Below are 25,272 nucleotides of genomic sequence, written 5' to 3'. Positions count from 1 at the left end.
CCGGATCAGGTGTCAGTTCGCGCCGGACACGTCGATATCGGCTTCCATCGACAGCCCGATGCGCAGCGGATGTTCGCGCAGTTCCTTGGGGTCGAGCAGGATGCGCACCGGCAGCCGCTGGACGACCTTGATCCAGTTGCCGCTGGCGTTCTGCGCCGGGATCAGCGCAAACGCCGCCCCGGTGCCGCCGCCCAGCCCGCTGACCCGCCCATGATAGACGACGTCGCTGCCGTAGAGGTCGGATGTCAGCGTCACCTTCTGGCCGACCCGCACCTTCTGCAGCTGGCTTTCCTTGAAATTGGCATCGACAAAGGCGGTTTCGACCGGGACGATCGTCATCAACGCCGTGCCCGGCGCCACGCGCTGACCGATATCGGCATTCTTGCGGGCGATGACACCGGCCAGCGGTGCGCGGATGATCGTGCGATCGAGGTCGAGCCGCGCCCGGTCCACCGCCGCGCGGGCCGCGCGCACTTCGGGGTTCTCGCGCGCCGAGCTGCCGGCGATCAGCGCCGTGTTAACGGCCTCGGTGCCCTTGGCGGCACCCACCTGCGCCAGTGCCTCGGCCCGCGCCGCCCGGGCGACGCTCACGGCCGCGATCGCCGTCGCCTCGGCATTCTGCGCCGCGGTCAGCTCGTCACCCGACACCGCGCCCGATGCCTGGATCGCCTGGCGCCGCTGCAGGTTGATCCGCGCCCGCTTCAGATCGGCCTCGGCGCTCGCCACCCGTGCGTCGGCGGCGCCGATATCGGCACCGCGCGCCTTCAGCTGCGCCTGCAACGCCGACCCTTGCGCATAATAGCCGGCCACCCGCCGTTCGGCGCTCGCCAGCTGCGCCTCGGCCTGCGCCAGCGCCAGCCGTGCATCGGCGGGATCGAGCTCCACCAGCACGTCGCCTGCCCGCACGACGTCGGTTTCCATCACCGGCACGCGCAGGATCGCCGCCGATGTCAGCGCCGTCACCTGCGCGCTGTTGGCGCCGACATAGGCATTGTCGGTCGTCACATTGTTGCGGCCGATGACGAACCAGTAAAGCGCATAGCCGATGGCCGCGACCAGCAGCACAAGGCCCAGGATGCGGAACAGCCGTTTGCGCGTCGCCGCGCGCGCCGCAACCTTCGGGTCCGCACCGGCGGCCTCGGGCGGGACGGTCAGCTGGGGGTCGGCATCGGCCATGGCAAATCCTTACTTCGCGGCCAGAACGGTGTCGGCAGTGGTGAAACCGCCGCCGAGCGCCCGCACCAGCGCCACATCGAGCGTGAAGGCCCGCGCCTCCAGGTCGGCGAGCTGGCGGCGGCGCTGCAGCACATTGTCCTCGACGATCAGCACCGACTGGTAATTCGCAAGGCCACCGGTGAAGCGGATCTGCGCCACCTTGTACGCCTCCTCCTCCGCCGCCAGCGACGCGCGGGCTTCGGCCAGCCGCCCGGTCAGCGCGCGTGTGCTCGCCGCCGCATCGGCAATGTCCTGCAGGGCGCGCGCCACCGCGCCATCGTAATCCGCCACCGCCAGCGCATAATCGGCCTCCTGGCCGCGCAGATTGGCCTTCAGCCGGCCGCCGTCGAAGATCGGCAGGCTGAACGCCGGCCCGACCTGGCCGATGTCCGACCCGGCATCGACCAGATTGGCCAGCCCCAGCGACTGGAAGCCGAAGAACGCCGCCAGGTTGACGTTGGGATAGAATTGCGCCCGGGCGACATGGATGCGCTGTGCCGCCGCCTCGGCCCGCCAGCGTGCCGCGACGATCTCCGGCTTGCGGCCGACGATGTCCGCCGCCAGCGTCGCCGGCAGGCCGAACGCCGCCAGTTGCACGCGCGGCGGCGGCGTGATCGCGGCGCCGCGATCGGGACCGGCGCCCAGCAGCGCGGCCAGCGCGTGGCGGGTGATAGCGATCGATTCGTCGATCGCCGCGACGTCGCCGCGCGCCGCCGGGACCCCTGCTTCGGCCGCCTTCAGCTCGGCGCGGGTGTCGAGCCCGCCGATGACGCGCTGCTCGACCTGGCCCAGCGTCGCCTCGCGCAGCCGGATCGCGTCGACCGCCACGGCGCGCTGGGCGAACTGTTGCGCCAGCTGGGCATAGGTCGACGCCACCGATGTCGACAACATTACCTCGGCCGCGGCGCGATCGGCGACCGCGGCGCGCGCATCGGCCCCGGCCGCCGCGGATGCCGCGCGGTTCTTGCCCCAGAAATCGATCTCCCAGTTGAAATCGAGCGTCGCGCGGCCGACGCTGTTATAGCCGCGCGGCACGAATTCGGGCGGGATACCGTTGTTGTAACTCTGCTTGTTGAACCCGGTCGAAGCATTTGCGGACAGCGACGGCTGCCGCGCCGCATCGGCCTGCCGCGCCAGTGCCTCGGCGCGGTGCAACCGCGCTTCGGCAGCGGCGACGTCGGGGCTGCCGGCCAGCGCCTCGGCGATCAGTGCGTCGAGCTGCGGGTCCTTGTAGGCACGCCACCATTCGGCCTTGGGCCAGGCCGCGGCTGGCGCCGCCAGGCTCGCCGTGCCCGATACCGGACGCGGGCGCATGGCCGCATCCGGCGACGGCGCCACGCAGCCGGCGAGAACCGCCAGACCGAGCAACCCTGCCGAAAAGAGAAGCTGTCGAACCATGATGCACCGTTGACCGTACCGTACGGTTCGTGTCAACTAGACTTAGCTATGCCCCCGCGTCAATGCGGGATCGCAACGGATGACACGACAATGCATGAACAATTGGACACCTATCTGCGCGCCAAGGCGAAGCCGGCCGCCAACGCGCCCGAACCCGCACCCCGCTCCGCCAATCCGCAGCGCCGCGATGCCATCCTCGACGTCGCTCGCCAGGTGTTTCTCGAATCAGGCTATGAGGGCGCGTCGATGTCGCAGATCGCGGTGCGGCTCGGCGGCTCCAAGGGCACGCTCTACAGCTATTTCGACAGCAAGGAGGCGCTGTTCGAAGCACTGATCGCCGACACCTGCGCCCGCACCCGCGAGGCGGTGTTCGACACCCCCGCCGACCTGCCGCTGCGCGAATCGCTGCGCAGCATCGCCGTCGGCTATATCCGGCTGATCATGTCGGACTATACCGTCCGCATGTTCCAGATCATCGCGGCCGAATCGCAGCGCTGGCCGGCGCTGGGCGCCCGCTTGTATGAAGCGGGCCCGGCGGCGGCGGCGGCGCGGCTCGGCACGCATCTCGACCAGCGCGCTGGCGACGCCGGCCTGTCGATCCCCGACAGCCTTGCCGCCGCCCAGACCTTCCTGACTTTGTGCCGCGGCGCCCTGCACCTGCAACGTGTCCTCGGCATCGCCGCCGAACCCGATGATGCCGCGATCGACAGCCATGCCGACAAGGCCGTCACCGCCTTCTGGCGACTCTACGCCGCCTGAACGCCGCGCCGGCCGGGGTGGTCCAGCAGCCCTTCGGCGACCAACCGCTCGCGCAGCCGCGCGGCACCGCTGAAATGATGCCCGGGAAAACCCTCTGCCGCGCCGCCGCGGACATTCTCGATGCGGTCGTCGACAAAAAGCCCTTCGCCCGGCACCAGCCCGAAGCGCTGGAGCGCCAGGCGATAGATCGCCGGTTCCGGCTTGAACATCTGTTCGGCCCCCGACACGACGATATCGCCGAACAGGTCGAAGATCGGCGCGGTCGGGCGAAAGCGATCCCAGAATTCGGCGGCAAAGTTGGTGATGCCGAACAGCGGCACGCCGGCGTCGGCCAGTTCGGCAACCAGCGCGTGCATGCCGGGAACCGGCCCGGTGATCGTTTCCAGCCAGCGATCGGCATAGACGCCGATCAATTCGGCCTCGGCGGGATATTGGGCCTGGAGTTCGGGGATCGTCTCGGCACTCGGCCGTCCGCGGTCATGCTGGAAATGCCAGTCCGGCGTCACGACGGTGCGCAGGAACCAGTCGCGCCGCACCGGATCGGCGATCAACTTGGCATAAAGGGCACCGATGTCCCAGCCGTACAGGACATCGCCGACGTCGAAGACGACCGCCTTGATCTTCGTCATGCTCGTGCCGACCCCGTCCGGGGCAATCGCTCAGGCCAAAATCTCAGGCCGATCGATCAGCCCTGGCGCGCCTTGAAGCGGCGGTTGGTCTTGTTGATGACATAGGTGCGGCCATGCCGGCGCACGACCTGGCAGTCGCGGTGGCGATTTTTCAGCGACTTGAGGCTGTTGCGAACCTTCATGGGACTTCTCTGACAAAAACGGGCTGAAATGCGAAGGCGCCGGTTAGGGTCAGCAGCGCCCCAAGTCAATGTTTTTCGCGATTCCAGCCGCCGCTTGCCGCCTTGCACGCCATCTGCCGTTGCGGGCGCGCATGGTTGGTGCCAACAGGCTTGCAAGAGATCGCAAGAGGATCACGCACATGACGATGCCCAAGGCCCCGCTGCTCGCGCTCGCCGCACTGGTCGCTCTCGCCGGCTGCACCACCACGCCGACCGCCGAAGTGACGCGCTTCCATCTCGGCGTGCCGATTCCGTCCGACAGCATCCGTGTCGTGCCCTCGGTCGAGGCGGCCGCCCCTGGCACGGCCGTGCCGCTTGAGTTCCGCACCTATGCCGACATCGTCTCGCGCGACCTTGCGGCGCATGGGCTGCGCCCGACCACCACGGCGCCGACGGCCTATCTCGCCATCCTCAGCATCCAGCAGACGACGCGCGCCGGCATTCCCGGGCCGCCGCCGTTCCAGATCGGCATCGGCGGCGGCAGCTTCGGCCGCAACGTCGGCATCGGCGGCGGCGTCAACGTGCCGGTCGGCGCGCCGCGCAACAATGATGTCCGCGTCAACGTCCTGCAGCTGCGCATCCGCCGCGAATCGGACAACAGCGCCGTCTGGGAAGGCCGCGCCATCCAGGAAGTCCCGGCGCGCGAACAGGCGTCCAACCTGTCCGCGGCCGTCCCGGCGCTCAGCCGCGCCCTGCTCGCCGATTTCCCCGGCGAAAGCGGCCGCACCGTCATCGTCAAGCTGCGCTGATGATCGGCGTCGATTCGGGCTTTGACAGCGGCAACATCACGGTCCGCCGCCTCGGCGGGCCGGACGATATCGAACTCGCCATTCGCCGCGACGCCCATTCCGATTTTTACCAATGGTTCCATTTCCGCCTCAGCGGCGCCCGCGACACCCGCTGCACCATCCGCATCGTCGACCTGGCCGGCAGCGCCTATCCCGGCGGCTGGCCCGACTATGCGGTCGCCGTCTCCGCCGACCGCCGGACCTGGACCCGCGCTCCGGCGCGGTATGATGCTGCCGCCGGCAACGGCACGCTGACCATCGACATCACCCCCGCTGCCGACGCGCTTTGGTTCGCTTATTTCGCCCCCTATTCGATGGAGCGGCACCACGACCTGGTTGCCCGCATCGGCGCCTGCGAAGGCGTTGCCACCGATATCGTCGGGCACAGTCTCGATGGCCAGTCGATCGACCGCATCCGCCTCGGCACCGGGCCGCGCCAGGTCTGGCTTTATGCCCGCCAGCACCCCGGCGAAACCATGGCCGAATGGTGGATGGAAGGCGCGCTCGACCGGCTTGTCGACGTGGCCGATCCGGTCGCGCGCAAGTTGCGCGCGGCCGCCAGTTTCCACATCATTCCCAACATGAACCCGGACGGGTCACGGCGCGGCCACCTGCGCACCAACGCCGCCGGCACCAACCTCAACCGCGAATGGGCCGGGCCGACGGCGGAAAAATCCCCCGAAGTCCTTGCCGTGCTCACGGCGATGCAGGCCAGCGGCGTCGATTTCGCCATGGATGTGCATGGTGACGAGGCCATCCCCCAGGTCTTCATCGCCGGCTTTGAAGGCATTCCGTCGATCACCGACCGCCAGCTGGCACTGCTGACCGATTACAAGTCCCGCCTCGCGCGGCTGACGCCCGATTTCCAGACCCGCATCGGCTACCCCCCGGCCGGCCCGGGCAAGGCCAATCTGACGATGAGCACCAATGCGCTGGCGGAACGCTTCGGCTGCCTCGCGATGACGCTGGAAATGCCGTTCAAGGACAACAACGACCTTCCCGATCCGCTGCGCGGCTGGTCGCCCGAACGCAGCAAGGCGCTGGGCCGTGATTGCCTCGCCGCGCTCGCCGAGATCGTCGACCAGCTGCGCTGACCGCCGATGGATGCCATGGTCGCCATCCCCGCCGGCCGCTTCCGGATGGGCGCCGATGATGGCTATCCGGAGGAAGCGCCGTCGCATCTTGTCGAAGTCGATGCCTTTCGCATCGACCGCACGCCTGTCACCAACCGCGACTTTGCCGCCTTCGTCGCCGCCACCGGCCATGTCACCACCGCGGAGATCGCGCCGCGCGCCGAAGATTACCCCGCCGCGCTGCCGCAGATGCTGTTTGCCGGCAGCCTGGTGTTCCGCAAGACCCGGGGCCCGGTCGATACCGCCGACTGGTCGCAATGGTGGGAATTGTGCCGCGGCGCTGACTGGCGCCACCCCTATGGCCCGACTTCGACCCTCGCCGGTCTCGGCGACCATCCCGTCGTTCATGTCAGCCATGCCGATGCACGCGCCTATGCCGATTGGGCCGGCAAGGACCTGCCGACGGAAGCCGAGTTCGAATATGCAGCGCGCGGCGGGCTGGAAGGCGCCACCTATGCCTGGGGGGAGGTGTTCCGTCCCGGCGGCCGCCACATGGCCAACACCTGGCAAGGCCGCTTCCCGTTCCGCAATACCCGCGAGGACGGCTGGGAGGCGACCTCCCCCGTCGCCAGCTATCCGGCCAACGGCCATGGCGTGTTCGACCTGATCGGCAATGTCTGGGAATGGACGCAGGACTGGTATCAGCCGCGCCATGCCGCCGACCCGGCCCGGCCCTGCTGCATCCCCCGCAACCCCCGCGGCCCGCAGGCCGGCACCATCGACCCGGCGGCGCCGATCCCGCAAAAGGTGCTGAAAGGCGGCAGTTTCCTGTGCGCCCCCAGCTATTGCCGGCGCTACCGCCCCGCCGCGCGCCACGCCGAATCGATCGACACCTCGACCTGCCATATCGGCTTTCGCTGCGTGGTGCGCTGAACCCGGCGCTGACGATTTTGCCGGTTACGCCCGGCGTCACAAAGCCTATCACCCGAGCGTCCACCAACGCCGGGGAGCGTCCGCCATGGCCTATGAGCATATCCTTTTCACCGAAGCCGATGGCGTCGCCACGCTGACCATCAACCGGCCGGAACGGATGAATGCGCTGCATGTCGGGGTGATCGCGGAGATGATCCACGCCGTCGACACCATCCGCGACGGTGTGTCCGATGCCCGCGTGCTGGTGATGACCGGCACCGGCCGCGCCTTCTGTTCGGGCGCCGACCTGGCGGGGGGCGGTGCCGGCGGCGGCGGAGAACGCACGTCGGGTCCCGTCGACGCCGGCAAGGTGCTCGAAACCCATTTCAACCCGCTGCTCGAACGGCTGTTCGCGCTGCCGGTGCCGTTCATCACCGCCGTCAACGGCGCCGCCGCCGGCGCGGGCTGCTCCTATGCGCTCGCCGGCGACATCGTCGTGGCAGCAAAGTCCGCCTATTTCCTCCAGGCGTTCGTCAACATCGGGCTGGTCCCGGACGTCGGTTCGACCTGGATGCTGCCACGCCTCGCCGGCAAGGCACGCGCCCAGGCGATGATGATGCTGGGCGAACGCGTGCCGGCCGAAACCGCCGAGGATTGGGGCATGATCTACAAGGCGGTCGACGATGCCGAGCTGATGACCACCGTCAACGCCATCGCCGCCAAGATGGCCAAGGGCCCGACCCGCGCCTATACGCTGATCCGCCAGGGGCTGCGCGACAGCCTCGACAAGACGCTGACCGAAGCGCTGATGGTCGAACGCCGCAACCAGCTCCATGCCGGCCGCAGCGCCGATTTCGGCGAAGGCGTCGCGGCCTTCCTGCAAAAACGGCCCGCTGCCTTTACCGGAAAATGATCTGGGTCAATGACAGGGGCTGATACCCGCGCTTGACCATCATCACGCGCCCGTTCAAACACGCCCCATGGAAGCCCCCGATCTCGCCGCCCTCTCGTTCGAGGATGCGTTGAAACGCCTGGAAACCATTGTCCAGCGGCTGGAAAGCGGTGAGGCCAGCCTCGAGGATTCGATCACCCTCTATACCGAGGGCCAGTCGTTGAAGGCCCATTGCGACGCCAAGCTGAAATCGGCGACGGCGCGGATCGAGGCCATCCAGCAGAACGACGCCGGGGAAGCTGTCGGCACCCGGCCGTTCGATGCCGCCGGCACGCCCGCACAGCAATGAGTTCGAAAGTCGATATGGTGCAAGCGTCGATCAGCCTGAAACCAGCGCTCGACGCCATCGGCAAGGCGATGGACCAGCGCTTCGACCGGCTGCTGCCGGTGCCGGAAGACAGCCGCGCCCGCCTGTTCAACGCCATGCGCCACGCGGTCATCGGCGGCGGCAAGCGGATGCGGCCGTTGCTGGTCGTCGCGGCCTGCGACCTGTTCGGCATCGATCGCGACAAGGCGCTGCGCGTCGCCCTCGCCATCGAATGTGTCCATTGCTATTCGCTGATCCACGACGACCTGCCGTGCATGGACGACGACGACATGCGCCGCGGCAAGCCGACCGTCCACAAGGCCTTTGACGAGGCGACCGCCGTCCTTGCCGGCGACTCGCTGCACGCGCTGGCCTTCCAGATCCTCGCCGAACCCGCCACCCATGACGATGCGCTGGCGCGTGCCGAACTGGTCATCGAACTCGCCGAAGCGTCCGGCCCCGTCGGCATGGCCGGTGGCCAGATGATGGACCTGGTGGCGGAGCATGAACTCTACGACCTCGCCGGCGTCACCCGCCTGCAGCAGCTCAAGACCGGCGCGTTGATCGGCTTCTGTCTCGAAGCCGGTGCCATCATGGGCCGCGTCCCCGCCGACCAGCGCACGCCGCTGCGCGGCTATGCCCGCGACCTCGGTCTTGCCTTCCAGATCGCCGACGATCTCCTCGATGTCGAAGGCTCCGCTGCCAACACCGGCAAGGCCGTGGGCAAGGACGAAGCCGCCGGCAAGGCGACCTTCGTGTCGCTGCTCGGGGTGGAGCGGGCCCGCACCCAGGCCACCATGCTGATCGACCAGGCGATTGCCCATCTCCAGCATTTCGGCCAGGAGGCCGACCTGCTGCGCGCCATCGCGCGCTTCGCCATCGAACGCGACCGATAGGATAGTCTGCACATGCGTATCGGCGTTTACCCTGGGACGTTCGACCCGTTGACGCTGGGCCATATGGACATCATCCGGCGCGGCGCCCATCTGGTCGACCGGCTGGTCATCGGCGTTGCCACCAACCCGTCGAAATCGCCGATGTTCACCCTCGCTGAACGCAAGGCGCAGGTTGAGCGCGAGGTCGAAGGCATCGGCAATGTCGATGTCGTCGATTTCGATGCGCTGCTGATGAAGTTCGCCGAGGCCCAGGGCGCCAGCATGATCGTCCGCGGCCTGCGCGCCGTCGCCGATTTCGAATATGAATATCAGATGGCGGGGATGAACCAGCAGCTCAATTCGCGCATCGAGACGGTGTTCCTGATGGCCGATGTCGCGTTGCAGCCGATTGCTTCGCGGCTGGTCAAGGAAATCGCCATCTACGGCGGTGATATCCGCAAGTTCGTCACCCCGCGCGTCGCCGCCGATGTCGTCGCTCGCGTCGCCGAAACCGGCCTGAGAGGGCAACAATGACGATCGTGTCGATGCTGCGGCGCTTCCTGGCCTTCGTGCTGCTGGCCACCGCCAGCCTGGCGATGGCGCAGGGCGGTCCGTCCAAGGCCGACCTCAAGCCGCTGCCGGTGCTGCCCAAGATGGGACCGGCGCCGACGATTGCCGGCAGTGTCACCAAGATCGAGCCCGAAAACGTCCTCGTCCTCGACCTGTCGTCGGGCGGCCGCGTCCGCATCGTCATGCGCCCCGATGTGGCACCCAAGCATGTCGAGCGCATCCGCACCCTCGCCCGCCAGGGCTTCTACGACGGCACGGTGTTCCATCGCGTCATCGAAGGCTTCATGGCGCAGGGCGGCGACCCCACCGGCACCGGCACCGGCGGGTCGAAACTGCCCGACCTGAAGGCCGAGTTCAACGACCTGCCGCACGTCCGCGGTGCGCTCGCCATGGCGCGCGCCCAATCGGAGGACAGCGCCAACAGCCAGTTCTACATCGTCCTGCAACCGGTGCTGAAGCTCGACCGGACCTATACGATCTGGGGCCGGGTCATCGAGGGCATGAAGTTCGTCGATGCCATCGCCGTCGGCGAACCGCCTGCCACGCCGACGCGCATCCTGAAGGCCTCGATCGAAACCGACCATGTGCCGCCGCCGGCCCCATCCACCCCCATCCCGTCCGCTCCCCTCGCGCCCGCGGCGATCCCGCAGGCGACGCTGCCCACCAACCCGGTCGCGCCGCCGCAATAGGCGGCACCGCCCGATGCGCGTCGCCGATTTCGATTTCGACCTGCCCGAGGCCAGCATCGCGCTGCGCCCGGCGGTGCCGCGCGATGCCGCCCGGCTGCTCGTCGTCGCCGCCGGGCAGCCGCTCGCCGACAGCGTCTTCCACGATCTGCCGCAGGCGCTGCGCCCCGGCGACGTCCTCGTCGTCAACGATACCCGCGTCATCCCGGCCCAGTTCCACGGAGTGCGCGGCAACGCCCGCATCGGCGTGACCCTGCACAAGCGCGAAGCCGCCGATGTCTGGTGGAGCTTCGTCAAGAACGCCCGCCGCCTGCACATCGGCGACCGCGTCGATTTCGGCGCCGGCCTGGCCGGCACCGTCCTGGAACGCAATGACGAGGGCGCGATCCTGTGGCGGTTCACCGCCGACGCCCCGCTCGATACCGCCATGGCAGCCGCCGGCGCCATGCCGCTGCCGCCCTATATTGCCTCCAAACGCCCCACCGACGCCCGCGACGCCAGTGATTACCAGACGCTGCACGCCGCCCGCGACGGTGCCGTGGCGGCACCCACCGCCGGGCTGCACTTCACGCCGGCGCTTTGGGATCGGCTGACGGCGGCCGGCATCGGCCGCGAAACCGTCACCCTCCATGTCGGCGCCGGCACCTTCCTGCCGGTCAAGGCCGACGACACCGACGATCATCGCATGCACGCCGAATGGGGCAGCATCGATGCCGCCACGGCCGACCGGCTCAACGCCGCCCGCGCCGCCGGCGGCCGCGTCATCGCCGTCGGCACCACCGCGTTGCGCCTGCTCGAATCCGCCGTCGATGCAAGGGGCGTCATCCAGCCGTTCAGCGGCGATACCGCGATCTTCATCACCCCCGGCTATCGCTTCGGCGCCATCGATGGCCTGGTCACCAACTTCCATTTGCCGAAATCGACGCTGTTCATGCTGGTCAGCGCGCTGATGGGGCTGGATGCGATGCAGTCGGCCTATGCCCATGCCATCGCCAGCGGCTACCGCTTCTACAGCTATGGCGACGGCAGCCTGTTGTTGCCGGGTCGGGATCGATCACCGTCCTCGCTCCCGTGATCGCGGGACGGCCGGGATGCTGCCGCCCTACCCCAGCACCCACAGCAGCAATGCCCCGAACCCGATCGTCCCCGCCACCGCATGCACGGCCAGCGCCGGCCCCGTCGCCGCCGGCTTCGGCGCTGCGATCAGGGGCACCAGAAAGCCGGTGAACAGCGCCGCCGCCAGCAACAGCGCCGACGCCGGGCCCATGCGGCTTTCCGCCAGATGCGTGCCATCGGGCGCGCCGCGCAGCAGCAGCGCGAACACTTCCAGCCCCGCCACCCCGATCAGCACATGGACGCCGACGAGCATGCGGTTGTTGCGCACCCCGCGCAGATATTGCAGCCCCATGTAGAGCCCGATGGCGACCGTCGCGCCAAAGACCACCAGTGCCGGCCAGGTCGGCATCGCCCATCCCTTGTCCATCCGTCGGCAACGATAGACCGGCAGCCCGCCGGGGGGCAAGCGCGTGCCCCCCGACCCGCCGCCATCCCTCAGAACGCGGCGCGAATGCCGCCGAACACCGCCCGGCCTTCCACCGGATAGTAGATTGCCGACGCCGGCGTTGCCTGCACCACCGCCGACACATCGCCGATGCCGCGTTTGTTCGCCAGGTTGCGGCCATCGGCGAACAACCGCACGCCCTGTGCCACCGCGACGGAACCACTGACGCCGATCAATGCATAGCCGGGGTTGCGCACCGTATTGCGATAATCGGCAAAGGCGCCGCGCGGGATCCATTCGACATTCGGCGCCACCCGGACGGTTTCGTTGCCCAGCTGGACTTCGGCCCGGTACAGATGTTCCGGCACCACCGCGATGCGGTTGTTGCCATACTGGGCATCGCCGCGGAAGGTGAAGTCATTGTACTGGTACACCTGCCGCAGCGTCATCCAGGATGCGACGACGATGTCGAGCCCGGCCTCGATGCCCTGGTGCCGGGTCCGGTCGGCGTTGAACGTCGCCGCCGGCACATCGGGATCGACGGTGAAACCCAGCAACTCGCCGCGCAGATCGGCGCGATAGAGCGACAGGTCCCAGGCCAGCACGCCCGTCCGCCCGCGCGTGCCGACCTCCAGCGTCCAGCCGCGCTGCGGATCGAGCGGGACGAAGCCGGCGATCGGCGCCTGGACGATTTCTGAAAAGGTCGGAATCTCGACGGCGCGGTTATAGTTGGCAAAGACCTGCACATCGCGTGCCGGCGTCCAGATCGCCCCGATCTTGGGCGACCATTCGTCGAACGACCGCTCGGCATTCATCGCCGGGTTGAGCTTGTTGTCCACCCGCCGCTTGCCATGGGTGAACTGCGCACCGCCGACGAGCGCCAATGTTGCGACCGGATAGACGCGCACTTCGCCATAGCCGTCGAAGGCATCGGCGAACTGGTCGACATTGGCGGTCAATGCCCCGCGCCGGCCGCCGATATTGAGATATTGCTTCGCCGCCGTCTTGCCGGTGCGCAGCGTCGTCCCCAGCGTCGCCTCGACCTTCACGCCGGCAACGTTGCCGGCGGTATCGAGCCGGGCATAGCCGCCCCAATCGGTCGATTTCTGGTCGATAACCTGAAAGATCGGGTGGAACAGGTCCTTGGCATTGAGGAAAAGACCGGCCTCGATGCGAGTCGCGCCGAGATCGAATCGGGTCCTGTTCTGCACCCGCAGCGAGCGGATATCGCGGGCATAGGCGTTGACGATGTTGGTCGCGGGCGCTGCGCGCGGCGTCGTCAGCGCCTGCACCCGCGTCAGCGTCCCCGGCACCTGCTGGTCGATGAAATTCATCGAACCATAGAATCGCGTCTCGACGGCATCGCTCAACTGCAAGCCGATATTGCCGTTGACCCGCAGCTTCTCCTGCGCGCTCTGCGCCCGATAGCCGTCGTCGCGCAGATAGCTGACAGCGATAAAGCCATCGCCCGGCCCGTCGGCAAGGCCCGCCTGCGCCGTGGCGCGTGCCGTGCCGAAGCTGCCGCCTTCCAGCCGCAGCGCCAGCGTCGGCGCTGTGCGCCCGGTCGGCGTGACCGCGTTGATGGCGCCCCCCAGGCTCGACGCGCCGAAGCGCAGCGCATTGGCGCCGCGATAGACCTCGATCCGCTGGAACACCGTCGGGTCGAGTTCCTGGAAATCGCCGCTGCCATCGGCCAGGTTGATCGGCACGCCATCCTGCAACAAGGTCACGCCGCGCAAATGAAAGCCGCGGCCGATACCCGAGCCGCGAATCGACAGCCGCACCTCCTCACCGAAGCGCGACTGGGCGAACACCCCCGGCGCGAACGCCAGCGTGTCGCGGAAATTGACCGCCAGCCGGTCGGCGAATTCGCTCGCCTCGGTCACCGATGCACCGCCGGGGGTGCGGGCAATCCGTTCGCGGGCAGCGGCGGCGTCCGCATCGCGCTGCGCCGTCGCCGTCACCGTGACAAAGGCGTCGGCCGCCACCTCGGCGTGCAGCGGCATGGCGGTCATGCCAGCGATGCCGGCAAGAAGAATCGAACGATGAAACATGGAATATCCTTGGATTTGAGGTCACCGGCGCGCGGCAGCGCTGCGCCGGGAAGTGTTTGAGACTGGAGCGTTTCAGCAGCGCCGCCATCGCCACGGCAGCCCAGCGCCCGATCCGCACCAGCGGGCGTCGGCGTCATTTGGCTTGTTGATCGCCGGGGGCTGGCGCCATGGCACCCGCCGCTGCGACCTTCAGCGCGACCTTGACCGGCCCCGCCGTGGCAAAGTTGAGCGTCAGCGGCACCAGCGTGCCTTCGACCAGCGGCGCTTTCAGGCCGATCAGCATCAGATGGTTGCCGCCCGGCGCCAGGCTGGTTGTCCCGCCCGCGGGCACGGCGATGCCATCCGGCAAGGGCCGCATCCGCATGATGCCGCCATCCATCGTCATCGTGTGGATCTCGACCTTGTTCGCGGCCGGGGACGTCGCGGACAACAGCCGGTCCGGCGACGTTCCGGCATTGGTGATGGCAACGAAGCCGGCACCGACCTTGCCGGCGGTGGCCCGCGTCCAGGGCTTGGCGAGCGTCAGGCCGGCGACCCGGACGTGCTGCGCCGCCACCGGGGCCGGCGCCATGGCGGCGGTCAACAGCGCCAGCACGGCGGCAACGCCCGGCAGCGGGCGGTTGGTCATGGTCATGGGAATGTCTCTCGATCGGGCGCGGTGCCGATTGCGGCGCGCGCCAATGGCAGTGTAGCCCGGCCAGCGGCCAGGCAGACGAAGCAGGATCAGGTGACGCGCCCGGGCGCAATTGGGGGCGGCGCGTCAGACGCGCAGCAATGCTTCGGGCGCAGCCCGAGGGCGCGTCAAACGCGCGAGGGCGGCCCGCGCAACGGTGGCCGCAGCCAGCCAACCGCCAATATATGCAGGCGCGGGACGGCGGCGAGCCCCAGCGCGATGAAGACGAGAAAGACCGCCAGCGCCACGTCCGGCGGCAGGTCCGGCAGTGCCGGCGTGCCGATGCCGCTGAACGCACAGGGCGCCTGGTGCGCTTCGGCGGTATCGGGGGATCCGGATGTGCCGACATCCGGCATTTCCGACCCGATCCCCGAGCACAAGGTGAAGATGACGCCATTGCCCGATGCCACCGGCATCCAGCCGACCGGCGCCATCAACCGCAGGCACAGGGCCAGCAGCGCGGCGCACAGGCCGAGGCTGAAGGCGAGGCTCGCAAAGGGCGCGCGGCGGGTCATCGGCGCTGCCCCTAGACCGCTTCGGCGGCGCTGGAAAGCGCCGTTGCGCCGTGCCCGCGTTGCCGGCCCGATGCGTCGGCCCTGTCTGTCTCGCTAAGTTGGCAAGCGCCGGACCATGGTGCAGCGTCGGATTTTCCATCGAGGACCTCGACATGCCCGAAGCCTATATCATCGACGCTGTCCGCACCCCGCGTGGCATCGGCAAGCCCGGCAAGGGTGCGCTGTCGCACCTCCACCCGCAGCACCTTGCCGCCACCGTGCTGAAGGCGCTCAAGGACCGCAACAATCTCGACACTGCGGATGTCGACGACATCATCTGGTCGACCTCAACGCAAAAGGGCAAGCAGGGCGGCGACCTCGGCCGCATGTCGGCGCTGGCGGCGGGCTATGACATCAAGGCCAGCGGCATGACGCTCGATCGCTTCTGCGGCGGCGGCATCACCAGCGTCAACCTGGCCGCCGCGCAGATCATGTCCGGCATGGAGGACCTGGTCATCGCTGGCGGCACCGAGATGATGAGCTACACCACCACCATCGGCGCCGAGGAATATGCCGCCGGCATCAAGCCGATGGGCATGGGATCGGGCAATACCGCGCTGCAGAAGATCCACCCCCAGTCGCACCAGGGCGTCTGCGGTGATGCCATCGCCGCCATGGAAGGCATCAGCCGCGAAGCCGTCGATGCCCTCGGCCTCGAAAGCCAGCGCCGCGCCGACATCGCCATCAAGGAAGGCCGTTTCGACAAGAGCCTGGTCACCGTCTACAACGAAGATGGCTCGGTCGCGCTCGATCACGAAGAGTTCCCGCGCCCGCAGACGACCGCCGAGGGCCTTGCCGGGCTGAAAGCCTCGTTCGACGCTGTCGCCGACGCCTCGATCCAGCCCGACGGCCAGACCTTCCGCCAGTCGATCAACGCCAAATATCCCGACCTCGAATTTTCGGGCGTTCACCACGCCGGCAATTCCAGCGGCGTCGTCGATGGCGCCGCCGCGATTCTGCTCGCTTCGAAAGAGTATGCCGAAGCACACGGCCTGAAGCCGCGCGCCCGCATCGTCGCCACCGCCAATGTCGGCGATTGCCCGACGCTGATGCTCAACGCCCCCGTTCCCGCCGCCCGCAAGGTGCTCGCCAAGGCCGGGCTGACGGTCGACGATATCGACCTGTGGGAAATCAACGAGGCCTTCGCCGTCGTCGCCGAAAAATTCATCCGCGATCTCGGCCTCGACCGTGACAAGGTCAACGTCAACGGCGGCGCCATGGCGCTCGGCCACCCGATCGGCGCCACCGGCTCGATCCTGATCGGCACCGTCCTCGACGAACTCGAACGCCGCGGCCTCAAGCGCGGCCTGGTGACGATGTGCGCCGCCGGCGGCATGGCCCCGGCAATCATCATCGAACGCGTCTAAGCACCTCCCCCGCCGGGGGGAGGTCGGACTGGCGCAGAGCCGGGAGAGGGGCCTTTTCCAACAGAGTCTCCCCTCTCCCGGGCCGGCTACGCCGTCTCTCAACCTCTCCCCGGCGGGGAGAGGTTTACAGGCCCTCCAGCGCCAGCAGCGCGAACGTCGCCAGCCAATGTTCGCCCGCATAATCGCCCGCGATATGCGGCAACCCGGCCTCCAGATGCACCCGCGCCGTCCCCCGGATGACCCCATCGTCGCCCTCCAGTCGCCCGGCAATGCCCGTCCAGCACCAGGCACGGCTGAGATTGAGGCCATCGAGATGCGCGATCTTGCCGTCGCTGCGATCGCTAACTCGCGCCGGGGTGAACAGGCTCGCCGGCGCCTGCCGCGCCACATCGGGCAGATAGGCGGCGAACCAGGCGCGGAACTCGGCCGGGGGCAACAGCGTCGCCATCGCCAGCGCGGCCGTGAGCGTGGGGGACAGAAACGCATCGCCATCGGGCTCGAACACCTGCGCATCACGGTCCCGGCCGAACCAGTCCCGCGCCCGCACCGCCATCAACGTGAGCAGCTCCGGGTCATGGTCCCGTGCCCAGTCCGCCATCAGCACCAACGCAAAGCCGGTGTTGCCATGGCTGCCGGTGCGGATCGGATAGGTCAGCTGCGGCAGATAGGCGCGCGTGCGTTCGGCGAAGGCCGTTGCCAGCGGCGCCAGCACCTTGGCAAAGCGCGGGTCGTCGTGCCGCGCTGCTTCGGCATGCAGCGCCAGCAGCCAGGCCCAGCCATAGGGCCGCTCGAACCCGCGCGACGAAGGCGCCGCGAGATAGGCCAGTTCCGCTGCTGCATGGTCGGCGGTCAATATCTCCGCCGCCAGTGCCCTTGTGTCGCCCGCCGCCGCATGGCCCGGAAATCGCCGCAACAGCCGCAGCAGCAGCCACCAGCCATGGACGCAGCTGTGCCAGTCGAAGCTGCCGAAGAACATCGGGTGCAGGTCGCGCGGCGTCCGCGCATCGCCGGGGCCGTCCATGACATGGTCCAGCTTGTGCGGATATTCGCGCGTCACATGCCCCAGCGCGATCCGCGCCAGGGTCGCCGCGCTCAATTCATCCAGGATCATCGAAATGCCAGTCCCCATATCAGCAGGGTGTTGATCGCCAGCAGCGGCAGCGCCGTTGCCACCTGCGCCTTGATGACACCGCTGCGATCATCGAGTTCCAGCAGCGCCGCCGGCACGATGTTGAAATTCGCCGCCATCGGCGTCAGCAACGTCCCGCAGAACCCCGCCAGCATGCCGATGGCAGCAACGATCGCCGGGTTGCCGCCGAGTGCCTGCACCAGCACCGGCAGGCCGACGGCCGCCATCATCACCGGAAACGCCGCAAAGGCATTGCCCATCACCATGGTGAAACCCGCCATGCCGAGCGTGAACACCGCCACGGCAATGAACCGCGCGCCATCGGGGATCAGCGTGCCGACGCTGCCGCCGATGATCGTGCCGACCCCCGACAGCGCGAACACCGCGCCCAGGCTGGCAAGCAGCTGCGGCAGGAGGATCGCCCAGCCGATCTGCGAGACCAGCCGCCGCCCCTCCTGCAGCGGCGCCAGCGGCGGCGGCCGCAGCCACCACATCGTCACCCCCACGGCAATGATGGCGCCGGCGGCCAGGCAGACCAGCGTCACCTGCTTGGGATCGACAAAGCCCAGGACGGGCGCCGCCAGCGTCCCGGCCAGCGCCACCGTCGGCACGATCAGCGCCGGCAGCAGCAGCCGGTTGCCTCGCACCGCGGCGCTTGCCGCGCGGTCGGCATCGCTCGTGGTCGGCGGCTCGGCGCGCGCCAGCCATCCGCTGCCGCCGATGGCAACCAGCGCCAGCACCAGCACACCGTTGCCAAGGTCGCCGATCCGGTCACCGGCGAGGAAGCTGAGGCTGATCAATCCCCAGAAGGCGGCGCTGGTCCAGCGCCGCGGCTGCCGACGATCGGCCAAGGTCAGCACCGCCCAGGCCCCGAAGACCGACCCGGCGACGGCATAGACGAAGGGCAAGCCGATCATCGGCGGCGGTCCATGCGCAACAGCCGTGCGCCGTGGATCAGCAAGGCCGCAATAGCGGTCGGGATCGCCCAGACGGAGAGCTGCAACGGCGTCACGATAATCCCCTGGCTTTCAAGAAAGCCCTTGATCAGCAGGATCGACGCCACGGCGAGAAAGATATCCTCGCCGAAGAACATGCCGATATTGTCGGTCGCGGCAGCCATCGCCCGCACTCGCATCCGCCCGGCGCGGCCAATGGCGGGATCGGCGCGCTCCGCCGCGGCCTCGGCCATCGGTGCCAGCAGCGGGCGCACCGTCTGGGCATGGCCGGCAATCGCGGTCAGCCCGACCGCCGAGGTGATCTGGCGGAAAATCATGTAGACCAGCAGCAGGCGTCCGGTGGTCGCCGCTGCCATGTCGCCGACGATCTGCCGCGCCCGTTCGCGCAATCCGGCGCGTTCCAGCATCCCGATGACCGGCAGGATCAGCCAGGGCACCGTCACATAGCGGCTGCCGTTATACGCCTTGCCCAGGGCAGCAACGACCGCAACCGGCGTCAGGCCGGCGCCGATGCCACTGCCGAACGCCGCAGCGACGACCACCAGCAGCGGATTGATCCGCAAGGCAAAGCCGATGATCAAGATGCCAAGCCCGAGCAGTGGCCACATGTCTGTCCCCTCCAACGCGGCACAGACCCTAGCAGCACGGCCGGCGTTGTGCAGTCCCGACCAACGCTCCTCCGGCGCATAACAAACAGTTAACTCAGACAATTGTTGCGGTGCAACATAGGTCTTGATTTCGGTCCGATCCGGCGCTATGTTGCATCGCAGCAAGACCATCCTGCGGTCGCATTGCTGGAGCATTCGATGACCGGCAGCAAGAACGTCACCATCAAGCGTCCGCGCCCCGGCCGCGCCGCCAAGACGGTTGCGTCCGAAGGTGCAGCGAGCGTTGCCGAGCGTGCGACAGCCGTTGCAGACACGGCTGTCACCGTGGACGCAGCTGCTCCCGCCGAAGACCAGGCGGTCCCGGCCGCCCCGCGCCCACTGCCTGTTTTGAAATCTGTCCCGATCAGCCCGCTTCCCAACCCCAGTTACGAGGAACCTGTCATGGCCACTGCCTTTGAAAACACCAGCGAGACCGTCAAATCCACGGTTAACCAGTTCAACGAAAGCGCCGAATCGGCAATGTCGAACGGCAAGGCCGCCATGGAGCAGGTCGCTGCCCAGGCCAAGGATGCCGCCGAAGCCAGCATGAAGTCGATCGAGGAAATGACCGACGTCGCGCGCGGCAATGTCGAAGCGCTGCTCGCTTCGGCACGCGCTGCAGCGGCCGGTTTCGAAACCCTGGCGCAGCATATCAGCGAAGTGTCGCGCAAGAGCTTCGAAAGCACGACGACGGCCGCGCGCGCCATGACCAGCGCCAAGACCCCGAACGAGCTGTTCCAGCTCCAGAGCGATTTCGCCAAGACGCAGTTCGACGTCGCTGTTTCGGAATTTTCCAAGATGACCGAAATGATGGTCAAGCTTTCGGGCGAAGTGATGGAGCCGGTCCAGAACCGCGTCGCCATCACCACCGACAAGATGAAGACCGCCTTCACCAAGTAAGCGTTCGGCGTGTCATCGACGGGCGGGCGCGGCGACGCGCCCGCCCGTTCGCGTTTCCGGGGAATGCCGCTGCTGCAAGACGCCGCAAAGGCCGGCACGGTCTTTTCTAACGGCTGCGGCCATCGTATATAGGAACTGCGCAGCCCCTTCGGAGCAGGCCCCCCTTTGACAATCATGATCCCCATTGCGAGCAGCGAGGACGACACCGGCGGCGCCGGTGGCACCACCGGAGTCGGCGTCGCCACCAAGACCCGGACGCGCACGGCCAAGCCGGCGCTGTACAAGGTGCTGATGCTCAACGACGACTATACGCCGATGGAATTCGTCGTCCTGACCCTTCAGCGCTTTTTCAAGATGACCATCGAGGATGCAACGCGGGTGATGCTGCACGTGCACCAGCGCGGGGTCGGCATCTGCGGCGTGTTCACCTATGAAGTGGCGGAGACCAAGGTCAACCAGGTCATCGATTTTGCCCGGGAGCATCAGCACCCGCTGCAGTGCACGATGGAAAAGGACTGACATTTCCCAAGCGGCATTGCGTCGTATCGCGCAGCCTGGTCCGTAGCCCTATGGCGGTGCGATGACCCGCCTCCCCAGTTTCCCAGCCGATCTTCATGCCGTTATCATCGGAGCGACGGGGGGCATCGGGGCGGCGCTGGCCGACCACTTGGACTCCGATGCGCGAGTGGGCCTTGTCACCCGCCTGTCGCGACACTCGGGGTTCGACCTCACCGATCCGCCCAGCATCGCGGCCGCAGCGGCATCGCTCGTCCGCCCGCCCGATCTGGTCATCGTCGCCACTGGGCTTTTGCACGACCAGGCAATGGCGCCCGAACGCGACCTCCGGGCCTTGTCGGCTTCGGCTTTCGCCCATGCCTTTGCCGTCAATGCCACCGGCCCTGCACTCGTCGCCCAGGCGTTCCTGCCGCTGCTGCCCAAGGGCCGCAAGACGGTGTTCGCCGCACTTTCGGCGCGAGTCGGATCGACGAGCGATAACAGGCTCGGCGGCTGGCACGCCTATCGCGCGTCGAAGGCGGCGCTCAACGCGCTCATCCGCACGCTCGCGATCGAGCAGGCGCGCAAAAATCCCGAATCGATCGTCCTGGCGCTCCATCCGGGAACCGTCGACACCGCTTTGTCGAAGCCTTTCCAGCGCAACGTCCGAACCTTGTTCACACCCGACGTCGCCGCCCTGCACTTGCTGGCGGTAATCGATGCCGCAACACCGGCCCGGTCGGGCCGGCTGATCGACTGGCAAGGCGCCGAGATCGCGCCCTAGAAGGCGCGAACGGCGTCCGGGATGCTGTTTTCGTCGGCGATTCCGGCACGATAGGACGCCGAGCTGTCCTGTCCATCGGGCGTATGAGCGCCACCGACGGCATCCTTGATGGCGCCGGAAGCACGCTGCCCCAGCCACCAGGCCAGGCCTGCAAACCCCAGACCGATTACAACTGCCTTCATCATTTTCTATCTCCTTTGCCGCATTGAACACCGCAGGCCGCGACCGGTTCCGCCACGATGCGGCCGATCGGCCGGCGCTCTGGACTCCTGCAGATTACCACCCCAGAGCGGGACGATATCGATCGCGGAGACCTGTCCCCATGAAAATGCTTCATCGCCCCTCCGACGCGCGCGGCAAGTTCGATTTCGGCTGGCTCGACACCGCGCACAGTTTTTCGTTCGGCGACTATCGTGACCCGCGATACATGGGATTTCGCAGCCTGCGCGTCATCAACGAGGACCGGCTGGCCGCCGGCGGCGGCTTTCCCACGCACGGCCACAGCGACATGGAGATCGTCACCTATATTCTCGATGGCGCGCTGGCGCACAAGGACAGCCTCGGCACCGGCGCGGTCATCCGGCCGGGCGACGCCCAGCGGATGAGCGCGGGCAGCGGCATCGAACATTCCGAATTCAACGCCTCCCGGACCGACCCGGTGCATCTGCTGCAGATCTGGCTGTTGCCGAACCAGCGCGGGATCGCACCGGGGTATGAGCAGAAGACGCTTCCGATTGCAGCGCCTGGTGACACCCGGCTCGACCGGATCGCCAGCCCCGACGGCGGCGCCGCCGAAGTGACCATTCACAGCGATGCGACGATTTCACGGGCGCTGCTGGCGTCGGGGGGCAGCCTTGCGGTGCCGATCGCGCGGGGCAACGCCTGGTTGCAGGTGGCGCGCGGCGGCCTGTCGGTCGCGGGGCAGCAACTGGCGCAGGGCGACGGGCTTGCGGTCGCGGAGGTCGACAGCCTCACACTGGAGTCGGACGAGGGTGCGGAAGTGCTGGTCTTCGACCTCGGCTGACCCCGCCCGACCGTGGCGCGCACCGGCCTTTGGGCCGGTATTGACGCTGCACCTGCCAACGCACACTCTGCGCGCCCATGGCAAATGTCCCTTCATCCGCCGGCCGCGACGCCGGGCTGGTGCGCCGGATCGGGCCTTTGGCACTTGTCGGAACCTTCGTCGGCACCCTGCTCGGCAGCGGCATCTTCAACGTCCCCGCACCGATGGCAGCCGCGGTCGGGAGCTATGCGCCGCTGGCCTATCTCGGCTGCGGCCTTGCCGTCGGCGCGGTGATGATCTGCATCGCGGAAGGCGCCAGCCGCGTGCCGACCAGCGGCGGCATTGCCGGCTTCGTCGACGCCGCATTCGGCCCCTATTGGGGTTTTCTCGCCGGCACCTTCAACTATGTCAGCGCCCTGCTGGCGTGCGGCGCCGTGGCGGCGGGGGCGGCGGATGTCATCGGCACCGTCGTACCTGCGATGGCTGCGGGGCCGGTGCGTACCCTTGCCATCATTGCCTGGTTTGCGCTGCTCGCCGCCATCAACACGGCCGGTGTCGGCATCGCGGCGCGGTTCGTCACCATCGCGACCGGCGTGAAACTGGTGCCGCTGATCCTGCTGATCGCCGCCGGCGTCTGGTTCATCGACCCGGCCAACCTGTCGCTGCCGATGCCCGACGGCGGCGCCCAGATCGGCCGCGCCGCCATTCTCGGCATTTTCATCTTCACCGGCACCGAGGCATCGCTGGCCGTCGCCGGCGAAGTTCGCGATCCGGCGCGCACCATTCCACGCGCCCTTGTCGCCGCCATGCTCGGCTATGCCGCGATCTGCATCATCGTCCAGCTGGTGGCGCAGGGCCTGCTCGGCGATGCACTGGCCGGCTCGAAGGCGCCGCTGGCGCAGGCGGCGGCAACGGTTTCGCCGTGGCTCGGTGCCCTGGTCGGTGCCGGCGCTGCCATGTCGATGCTGGGCTACACCGCCAGCGATTCGCTGTTCACGCCGCGCATGCTGTTCGCGCTGTCGCGGGAGGGCTTTTTGCCCGGCGCCATCGGCCGCACCCATCCCCGCACCCATGCGCCCTGGGTGGCGAGCATCACCCATGCCGCCATCGCCGCCAGCCTGACGATTTCCGGCAGCTTTGCGACACTGGCCATATTGGCAACGCTGTTCTGCGTGCTGATCTATCTGATCGGTTGCGCCGCCGCGGTGAAACTGCGCGCCGGTGATGTCGCCCAGGCAGGTCCACCGGTGCGGATCCCCGGCCTCCATGCGATCGCGCTGGCCGGCTGCGCGGCGATGATCTGGATCGGGTTTCAGAGCACCTGGCAGGAAGCGGCCGGCATTGCCCTGTTCGTGGCCGCGGCCAGCCTGCTCTATCGCCTGCGGCGCACGGCGCCTCAGCCCGCCACCGCACCATAGGCCGCCAGCGCCCGCGCCCGGCCCTCGGCATGGCCCACGATCGGGTACGGGTAGGTGCGGCCAAGCGTGACACCGGCAGCGCGCAGCATCATCGGCTCTGCCTCCCACGGCGCGTGGATGTCGGCGTCGCGCAAATTGGCCAGCTCGGGCACCCATTCGCGGATATAGGCGGCAGCGTCGAACTTGGCGCTTTGCGTGACCGGTGCGAACACGCGGTTGAAGGGGGACGAATCGACTCCCGATCCCATCACCCACTGCCAGCCGAGCGAATTATTGCCCATGTCGGCATCGACAAGACAATCCCAGAACCACCGCTCGCCGACGCGCCAGTCGATCAGCAGATGCTTGACCAGGAACGACGCCGCGATCATCCGGACACGGTTGTGCATCCAGCCGATGGTCCACAGCTGCCGCATTCCGGCGTCGACGATCGGATAGCCGGTCCGTCCCCGCTGCCACGCCGCCAGATCCGCGGGCGCATCGCGAAAGGCGATCGCGTCGAACACCGCGCGGCCCGGGACATCGCCATGGTCGGGAAACTGGTCGAGGATGTTGCTGGCGAAGTCGCGCCAACCCAGCTCGCGCAGATAGGGCTCGGCCTGGGCCGCGGGCACCGCATCGGCGACCGCGTGCCAGACCTGGCGGATGGAGATCTCGCCCAGCGCCAGGTGCGGTGACAGCCGCGACGACCCGTCCTGCGACGGCAGATTGCGGCCTTTGTCATAATCGGACGCGACTTCGAGGAAGTCCGCCAGCCGCGCCGCCGCGCCGGCTTCACCCGGTGTCCAGACGTCGAACCCGGTGGCCCAGTCGGGCTTGGCCGGCAACAGGCGCCAATCCTGGATGGTGTCGCCCGCCGGTGCCTTGGCAAAGGTCATCTCGGGGGCCGGCTGCGGCCGTGCCGGGGGCATCTGCTCCTGCAACTTGCGCCACCAGGGCGTGAAAATGCGATAGCGGCCGCCGCTGCCCGCCAGCACGCTCGCCGGTGGCGCCAGCAGGGCGCCGTGGTAGCGTTTCAGCGTGACCGCCTTGGCGATGGCGGCGTCCTGCACCTTGGCCCAGGCTTCGTAATGGGTCAGCGTGTGCACGGCCGCGGCACCGATTTCGGCGGCAACCGCCGGCACTACCGTGGCGGCAGCCCCGCGCCGCAGCAGCAAGGCGCCGCCGCGCGCTTCGAGATCCCGCGCCAGTGCCGCCAGGCTGTAGTGCAGCCACCAGCGCTGCGCCGCGCCCATCCGCCAGTCGCCCGGCGCCTCGTCGTCGAGGACGTACAGCGCCACCACCGGCCCGGCCCGCGCCGCCCCTGCCACGGCAGCGTGATCGCCAAGCCGCAGATCGTTGCGAAACCAGATGAGATGCGGTGCTGACATCGCCCCTTGTTAGCGGCTATGACCCCCGGCGTCGCC

Annotated in this window: 30 protein-coding genes; 16 read left to right on the top strand and 14 right to left on the bottom strand. The window is 68.2% G+C overall.

Translation table 11 applies throughout. The features are described from left to right. Window positions 1-12 precede the first annotated feature (12 nt). The gene (locus GGQ62_RS14630) at window positions 13-1,176 is read right to left on the bottom strand and encodes an HlyD family efflux transporter periplasmic adaptor subunit (protein ID WP_152578007.1); all 1,164 of its coding nucleotides are present in this window, start codon (window positions 1,174-1,176) and stop codon (window positions 13-15) included. 9 nt (window positions 1,177-1,185) lie between these two features. Further along, complete coding sequence (locus GGQ62_RS14625; protein WP_152578008.1) at window positions 1,186-2,613, bottom strand: efflux transporter outer membrane subunit; 1,428 nt, start codon at window positions 2,611-2,613, stop codon at window positions 1,186-1,188. A gap of 90 nt (window positions 2,614-2,703) precedes the next feature. Here GGQ62_RS14625 and GGQ62_RS14620 point away from each other — a divergent pair, with 90 nt between their 5' ends. Next, window positions 2,704-3,372: a TetR/AcrR family transcriptional regulator gene (locus tag GGQ62_RS14620; RefSeq protein WP_167649692.1), complete on the top strand. Its 669-nt coding sequence runs from the start codon at window positions 2,704-2,706 to the stop codon at window positions 3,370-3,372. Here the strand turns inward: GGQ62_RS14620 and GGQ62_RS14615 are convergent. Together GGQ62_RS14615 and ykgO are read right to left on the bottom strand one after the other, a co-directional pair. Then, window positions 3,360-4,001: an HAD family hydrolase gene (locus GGQ62_RS14615; RefSeq protein ID WP_152578010.1), complete on the bottom strand. Its 642-nt coding sequence runs from the start codon at window positions 3,999-4,001 to the stop codon at window positions 3,360-3,362. The genes GGQ62_RS14620 and GGQ62_RS14615 overlap by 13 nt on opposite strands. Before the next feature lie 56 nt (window positions 4,002-4,057). After that, window positions 4,058-4,183, bottom strand: coding sequence for a type B 50S ribosomal protein L36 (gene ykgO, locus GGQ62_RS14610; protein WP_152578011.1), 126 nt, complete (start codon window positions 4,181-4,183; stop codon window positions 4,058-4,060). A 179-nt stretch (window positions 4,184-4,362) separates the two neighbouring features. On the opposite strand from ykgO, the gene GGQ62_RS14605 reads away from it, so the two are divergent. The 9 genes from GGQ62_RS14605 to queA all read left to right on the top strand — a co-directional run bounded on the left by GGQ62_RS14605 (window position 4,363) and on the right by queA (window position 11,460). Continuing rightward, window positions 4,363-4,971 (top strand): DUF4136 domain-containing protein, encoded by a 609-nt coding sequence (locus tag GGQ62_RS14605; RefSeq protein ID WP_167649691.1) that lies wholly within the window; start codon window positions 4,363-4,365, stop codon window positions 4,969-4,971. Next, entirely contained in the window at window positions 4,971-6,104 is a 1,134-nt protein-coding gene (locus GGQ62_RS14600) for a M14 family metallopeptidase (protein ID WP_152578013.1), read from the top strand. The genes GGQ62_RS14605 and GGQ62_RS14600 overlap by 1 nt, the downstream gene beginning before the upstream one ends. Window positions 6,105-6,119: 15 nt before the next feature. Further along, a complete protein-coding gene (locus tag GGQ62_RS14595; RefSeq protein ID WP_167649713.1) occupies window positions 6,120-7,016 on the top strand; it encodes a formylglycine-generating enzyme family protein in 897 nt (298 codons plus the stop codon). 85 nt (window positions 7,017-7,101) lie between these two features. Continuing rightward, window positions 7,102-7,908, top strand: coding sequence for an enoyl-CoA hydratase-related protein (locus GGQ62_RS14590; RefSeq protein WP_152578014.1), 807 nt, complete (start codon window positions 7,102-7,104; stop codon window positions 7,906-7,908). 67 nt (window positions 7,909-7,975) lie between these two features. Further along, a complete protein-coding gene (locus GGQ62_RS14585; RefSeq protein WP_152578015.1) occupies window positions 7,976-8,236 on the top strand; it encodes an exodeoxyribonuclease VII small subunit in 261 nt (86 codons plus the stop codon). A gap of 14 nt (window positions 8,237-8,250) precedes the next feature. After that, window positions 8,251-9,150 (top strand): polyprenyl synthetase family protein, encoded by a 900-nt coding sequence (locus tag GGQ62_RS14580; RefSeq protein ID WP_152578274.1) that lies wholly within the window; start codon window positions 8,251-8,253, stop codon window positions 9,148-9,150. 12 nt (window positions 9,151-9,162) lie between these two features. Beyond that, window positions 9,163-9,663, top strand: coding sequence for a pantetheine-phosphate adenylyltransferase (gene coaD / locus GGQ62_RS14575; RefSeq protein ID WP_481133107.1), 501 nt, complete (start codon window positions 9,163-9,165; stop codon window positions 9,661-9,663). Continuing rightward, complete coding sequence (locus GGQ62_RS14570) at window positions 9,660-10,388, top strand: peptidylprolyl isomerase (protein ID WP_152578017.1); 729 nt, start codon at window positions 9,660-9,662, stop codon at window positions 10,386-10,388. The genes coaD and GGQ62_RS14570 overlap by 4 nt, the downstream gene beginning before the upstream one ends. Before the next feature lie 13 nt (window positions 10,389-10,401). Further along, window positions 10,402-11,460, top strand: a complete 1,059-nt coding sequence (gene queA / locus GGQ62_RS14565; protein ID WP_167649690.1) for a tRNA preQ1(34) S-adenosylmethionine ribosyltransferase-isomerase QueA — start codon at window positions 10,402-10,404, stop codon at window positions 11,458-11,460. 27 nt (window positions 11,461-11,487) lie between these two features. Here queA and GGQ62_RS14560 read toward each other — a convergent pair whose 3' ends face one another. The 5 genes from GGQ62_RS14560 to GGQ62_RS14540 form a co-directional block, all read right to left on the bottom strand. Then, window positions 11,488-11,868: a hypothetical protein gene (locus GGQ62_RS14560; protein ID WP_152578019.1), complete on the bottom strand. Its 381-nt coding sequence runs from the start codon at window positions 11,866-11,868 to the stop codon at window positions 11,488-11,490. Between the two features lie 68 nt (window positions 11,869-11,936). After that, entirely contained in the window at window positions 11,937-13,901 is a 1,965-nt protein-coding gene (locus GGQ62_RS14555; RefSeq protein ID WP_243446157.1) for a TonB-dependent receptor family protein, read from the bottom strand. Then, complete coding sequence (locus GGQ62_RS14550) at window positions 13,898-14,077, bottom strand: hypothetical protein (RefSeq protein WP_167649689.1); 180 nt, start codon at window positions 14,075-14,077, stop codon at window positions 13,898-13,900. Before GGQ62_RS14550 ends, GGQ62_RS14555 begins: the two co-directional genes overlap by 4 nt. Beyond that, on the bottom strand, window positions 14,074-14,568 hold the full coding sequence (locus GGQ62_RS14545) for a copper chaperone PCu(A)C (RefSeq protein WP_152578275.1): 495 nt from the start codon (window positions 14,566-14,568) through the stop codon (window positions 14,074-14,076). The genes GGQ62_RS14550 and GGQ62_RS14545 overlap by 4 nt, the downstream gene beginning before the upstream one ends. Before the next feature lie 173 nt (window positions 14,569-14,741). Next, window positions 14,742-15,128: a hypothetical protein gene (locus GGQ62_RS14540; RefSeq protein WP_152578021.1), complete on the bottom strand. Its 387-nt coding sequence runs from the start codon at window positions 15,126-15,128 to the stop codon at window positions 14,742-14,744. Between the two features lie 152 nt (window positions 15,129-15,280). Here GGQ62_RS14540 and GGQ62_RS14535 point away from each other — a divergent pair, with 152 nt between their 5' ends. Then, on the top strand, window positions 15,281-16,534 hold the full coding sequence (locus tag GGQ62_RS14535; protein WP_167649712.1) for an acetyl-CoA C-acetyltransferase: 1,254 nt from the start codon (window positions 15,281-15,283) through the stop codon (window positions 16,532-16,534). Window positions 16,535-16,658: 124 nt separating this feature from the next. Here the strand turns inward: GGQ62_RS14535 and GGQ62_RS14530 are convergent, their stop codons facing one another. Genes GGQ62_RS14530 through GGQ62_RS14520 form a run of 3 tightly spaced genes read right to left on the bottom strand, consistent with a single transcriptional unit; the run spans window position 16,659 to window position 19,227 of the window. After that, window positions 16,659-17,645, bottom strand: a complete 987-nt coding sequence (locus tag GGQ62_RS14530) for a DUF2891 domain-containing protein (RefSeq protein ID WP_152578022.1) — start codon at window positions 17,643-17,645, stop codon at window positions 16,659-16,661. Further along, complete coding sequence (locus GGQ62_RS14525) at window positions 17,642-18,580, bottom strand: DUF979 domain-containing protein (RefSeq protein ID WP_152578023.1); 939 nt, start codon at window positions 18,578-18,580, stop codon at window positions 17,642-17,644. Before GGQ62_RS14525 ends, GGQ62_RS14530 begins: the two co-directional genes overlap by 4 nt. After that, complete coding sequence (locus GGQ62_RS14520; protein WP_152578024.1) at window positions 18,577-19,227, bottom strand: DUF969 domain-containing protein; 651 nt, start codon at window positions 19,225-19,227, stop codon at window positions 18,577-18,579. Before GGQ62_RS14520 ends, GGQ62_RS14525 begins: the two co-directional genes overlap by 4 nt. Before the next feature lie 198 nt (window positions 19,228-19,425). Here GGQ62_RS14520 and GGQ62_RS14515 point away from each other — a divergent pair, with 198 nt between their 5' ends. From GGQ62_RS14515 to GGQ62_RS14505, 3 genes are all read left to right on the top strand, one after another. Next, window positions 19,426-20,166: a phasin family protein gene (locus GGQ62_RS14515; protein WP_152578025.1), complete on the top strand. Its 741-nt coding sequence runs from the start codon at window positions 19,426-19,428 to the stop codon at window positions 20,164-20,166. 174 nt (window positions 20,167-20,340) lie between these two features. Then, window positions 20,341-20,685 carry an ATP-dependent Clp protease adapter ClpS gene (clpS, locus tag GGQ62_RS14510; protein ID WP_152578026.1) on the top strand — a complete coding sequence of 115 codons (345 nt, stop codon included), beginning with the start codon at window positions 20,341-20,343 and terminating at the stop codon, window positions 20,683-20,685. A 61-nt stretch (window positions 20,686-20,746) separates the two neighbouring features. Next, window positions 20,747-21,445, top strand: a complete 699-nt coding sequence (locus tag GGQ62_RS14505; protein ID WP_152578027.1) for an SDR family NAD(P)-dependent oxidoreductase — start codon at window positions 20,747-20,749, stop codon at window positions 21,443-21,445. On the opposite strand, the gene GGQ62_RS14500 is transcribed toward GGQ62_RS14505, so the two are convergent. Beyond that, complete coding sequence (locus GGQ62_RS14500; RefSeq protein WP_152578028.1) at window positions 21,442-21,630, bottom strand: hypothetical protein; 189 nt, start codon at window positions 21,628-21,630, stop codon at window positions 21,442-21,444. The two genes, GGQ62_RS14505 and GGQ62_RS14500, sit on opposite strands and share 4 nt — an antisense overlap. A 137-nt stretch (window positions 21,631-21,767) precedes the next feature. On the opposite strand from GGQ62_RS14500, the gene GGQ62_RS14495 reads away from it, so the two are divergent. Beyond that, on the top strand, window positions 21,768-22,469 hold the full coding sequence (locus GGQ62_RS14495) for a pirin family protein (protein ID WP_167649688.1): 702 nt from the start codon (window positions 21,768-21,770) through the stop codon (window positions 22,467-22,469). Window positions 22,470-22,546: 77 nt separating this feature from the next. Further along, window positions 22,547-23,866: an APC family permease gene (locus tag GGQ62_RS14490; protein ID WP_152578029.1), complete on the top strand. Its 1,320-nt coding sequence runs from the start codon at window positions 22,547-22,549 to the stop codon at window positions 23,864-23,866. Here GGQ62_RS14490 and GGQ62_RS14485 read toward each other — a convergent pair. Next, a complete protein-coding gene (locus GGQ62_RS14485) occupies window positions 23,845-25,236 on the bottom strand; it encodes a cryptochrome/photolyase family protein (protein WP_152578030.1) in 1,392 nt (463 codons plus the stop codon). The two genes, GGQ62_RS14490 and GGQ62_RS14485, sit on opposite strands and share 22 nt — an antisense overlap. Window positions 25,237-25,272: the final 36 nt, after the last annotated feature.

The sequence above is a fragment of the Polymorphobacter fuscus genome (genome assembly GCF_011927825.1).
Lineage (GTDB): Bacteria > Pseudomonadota > Alphaproteobacteria > Sphingomonadales > Sphingomonadaceae > Sandarakinorhabdus > Sandarakinorhabdus fusca.
Note: the sequence above shows the minus strand (reverse complement) of the source record. Positions and strands in the feature narration are given on the sequence as shown.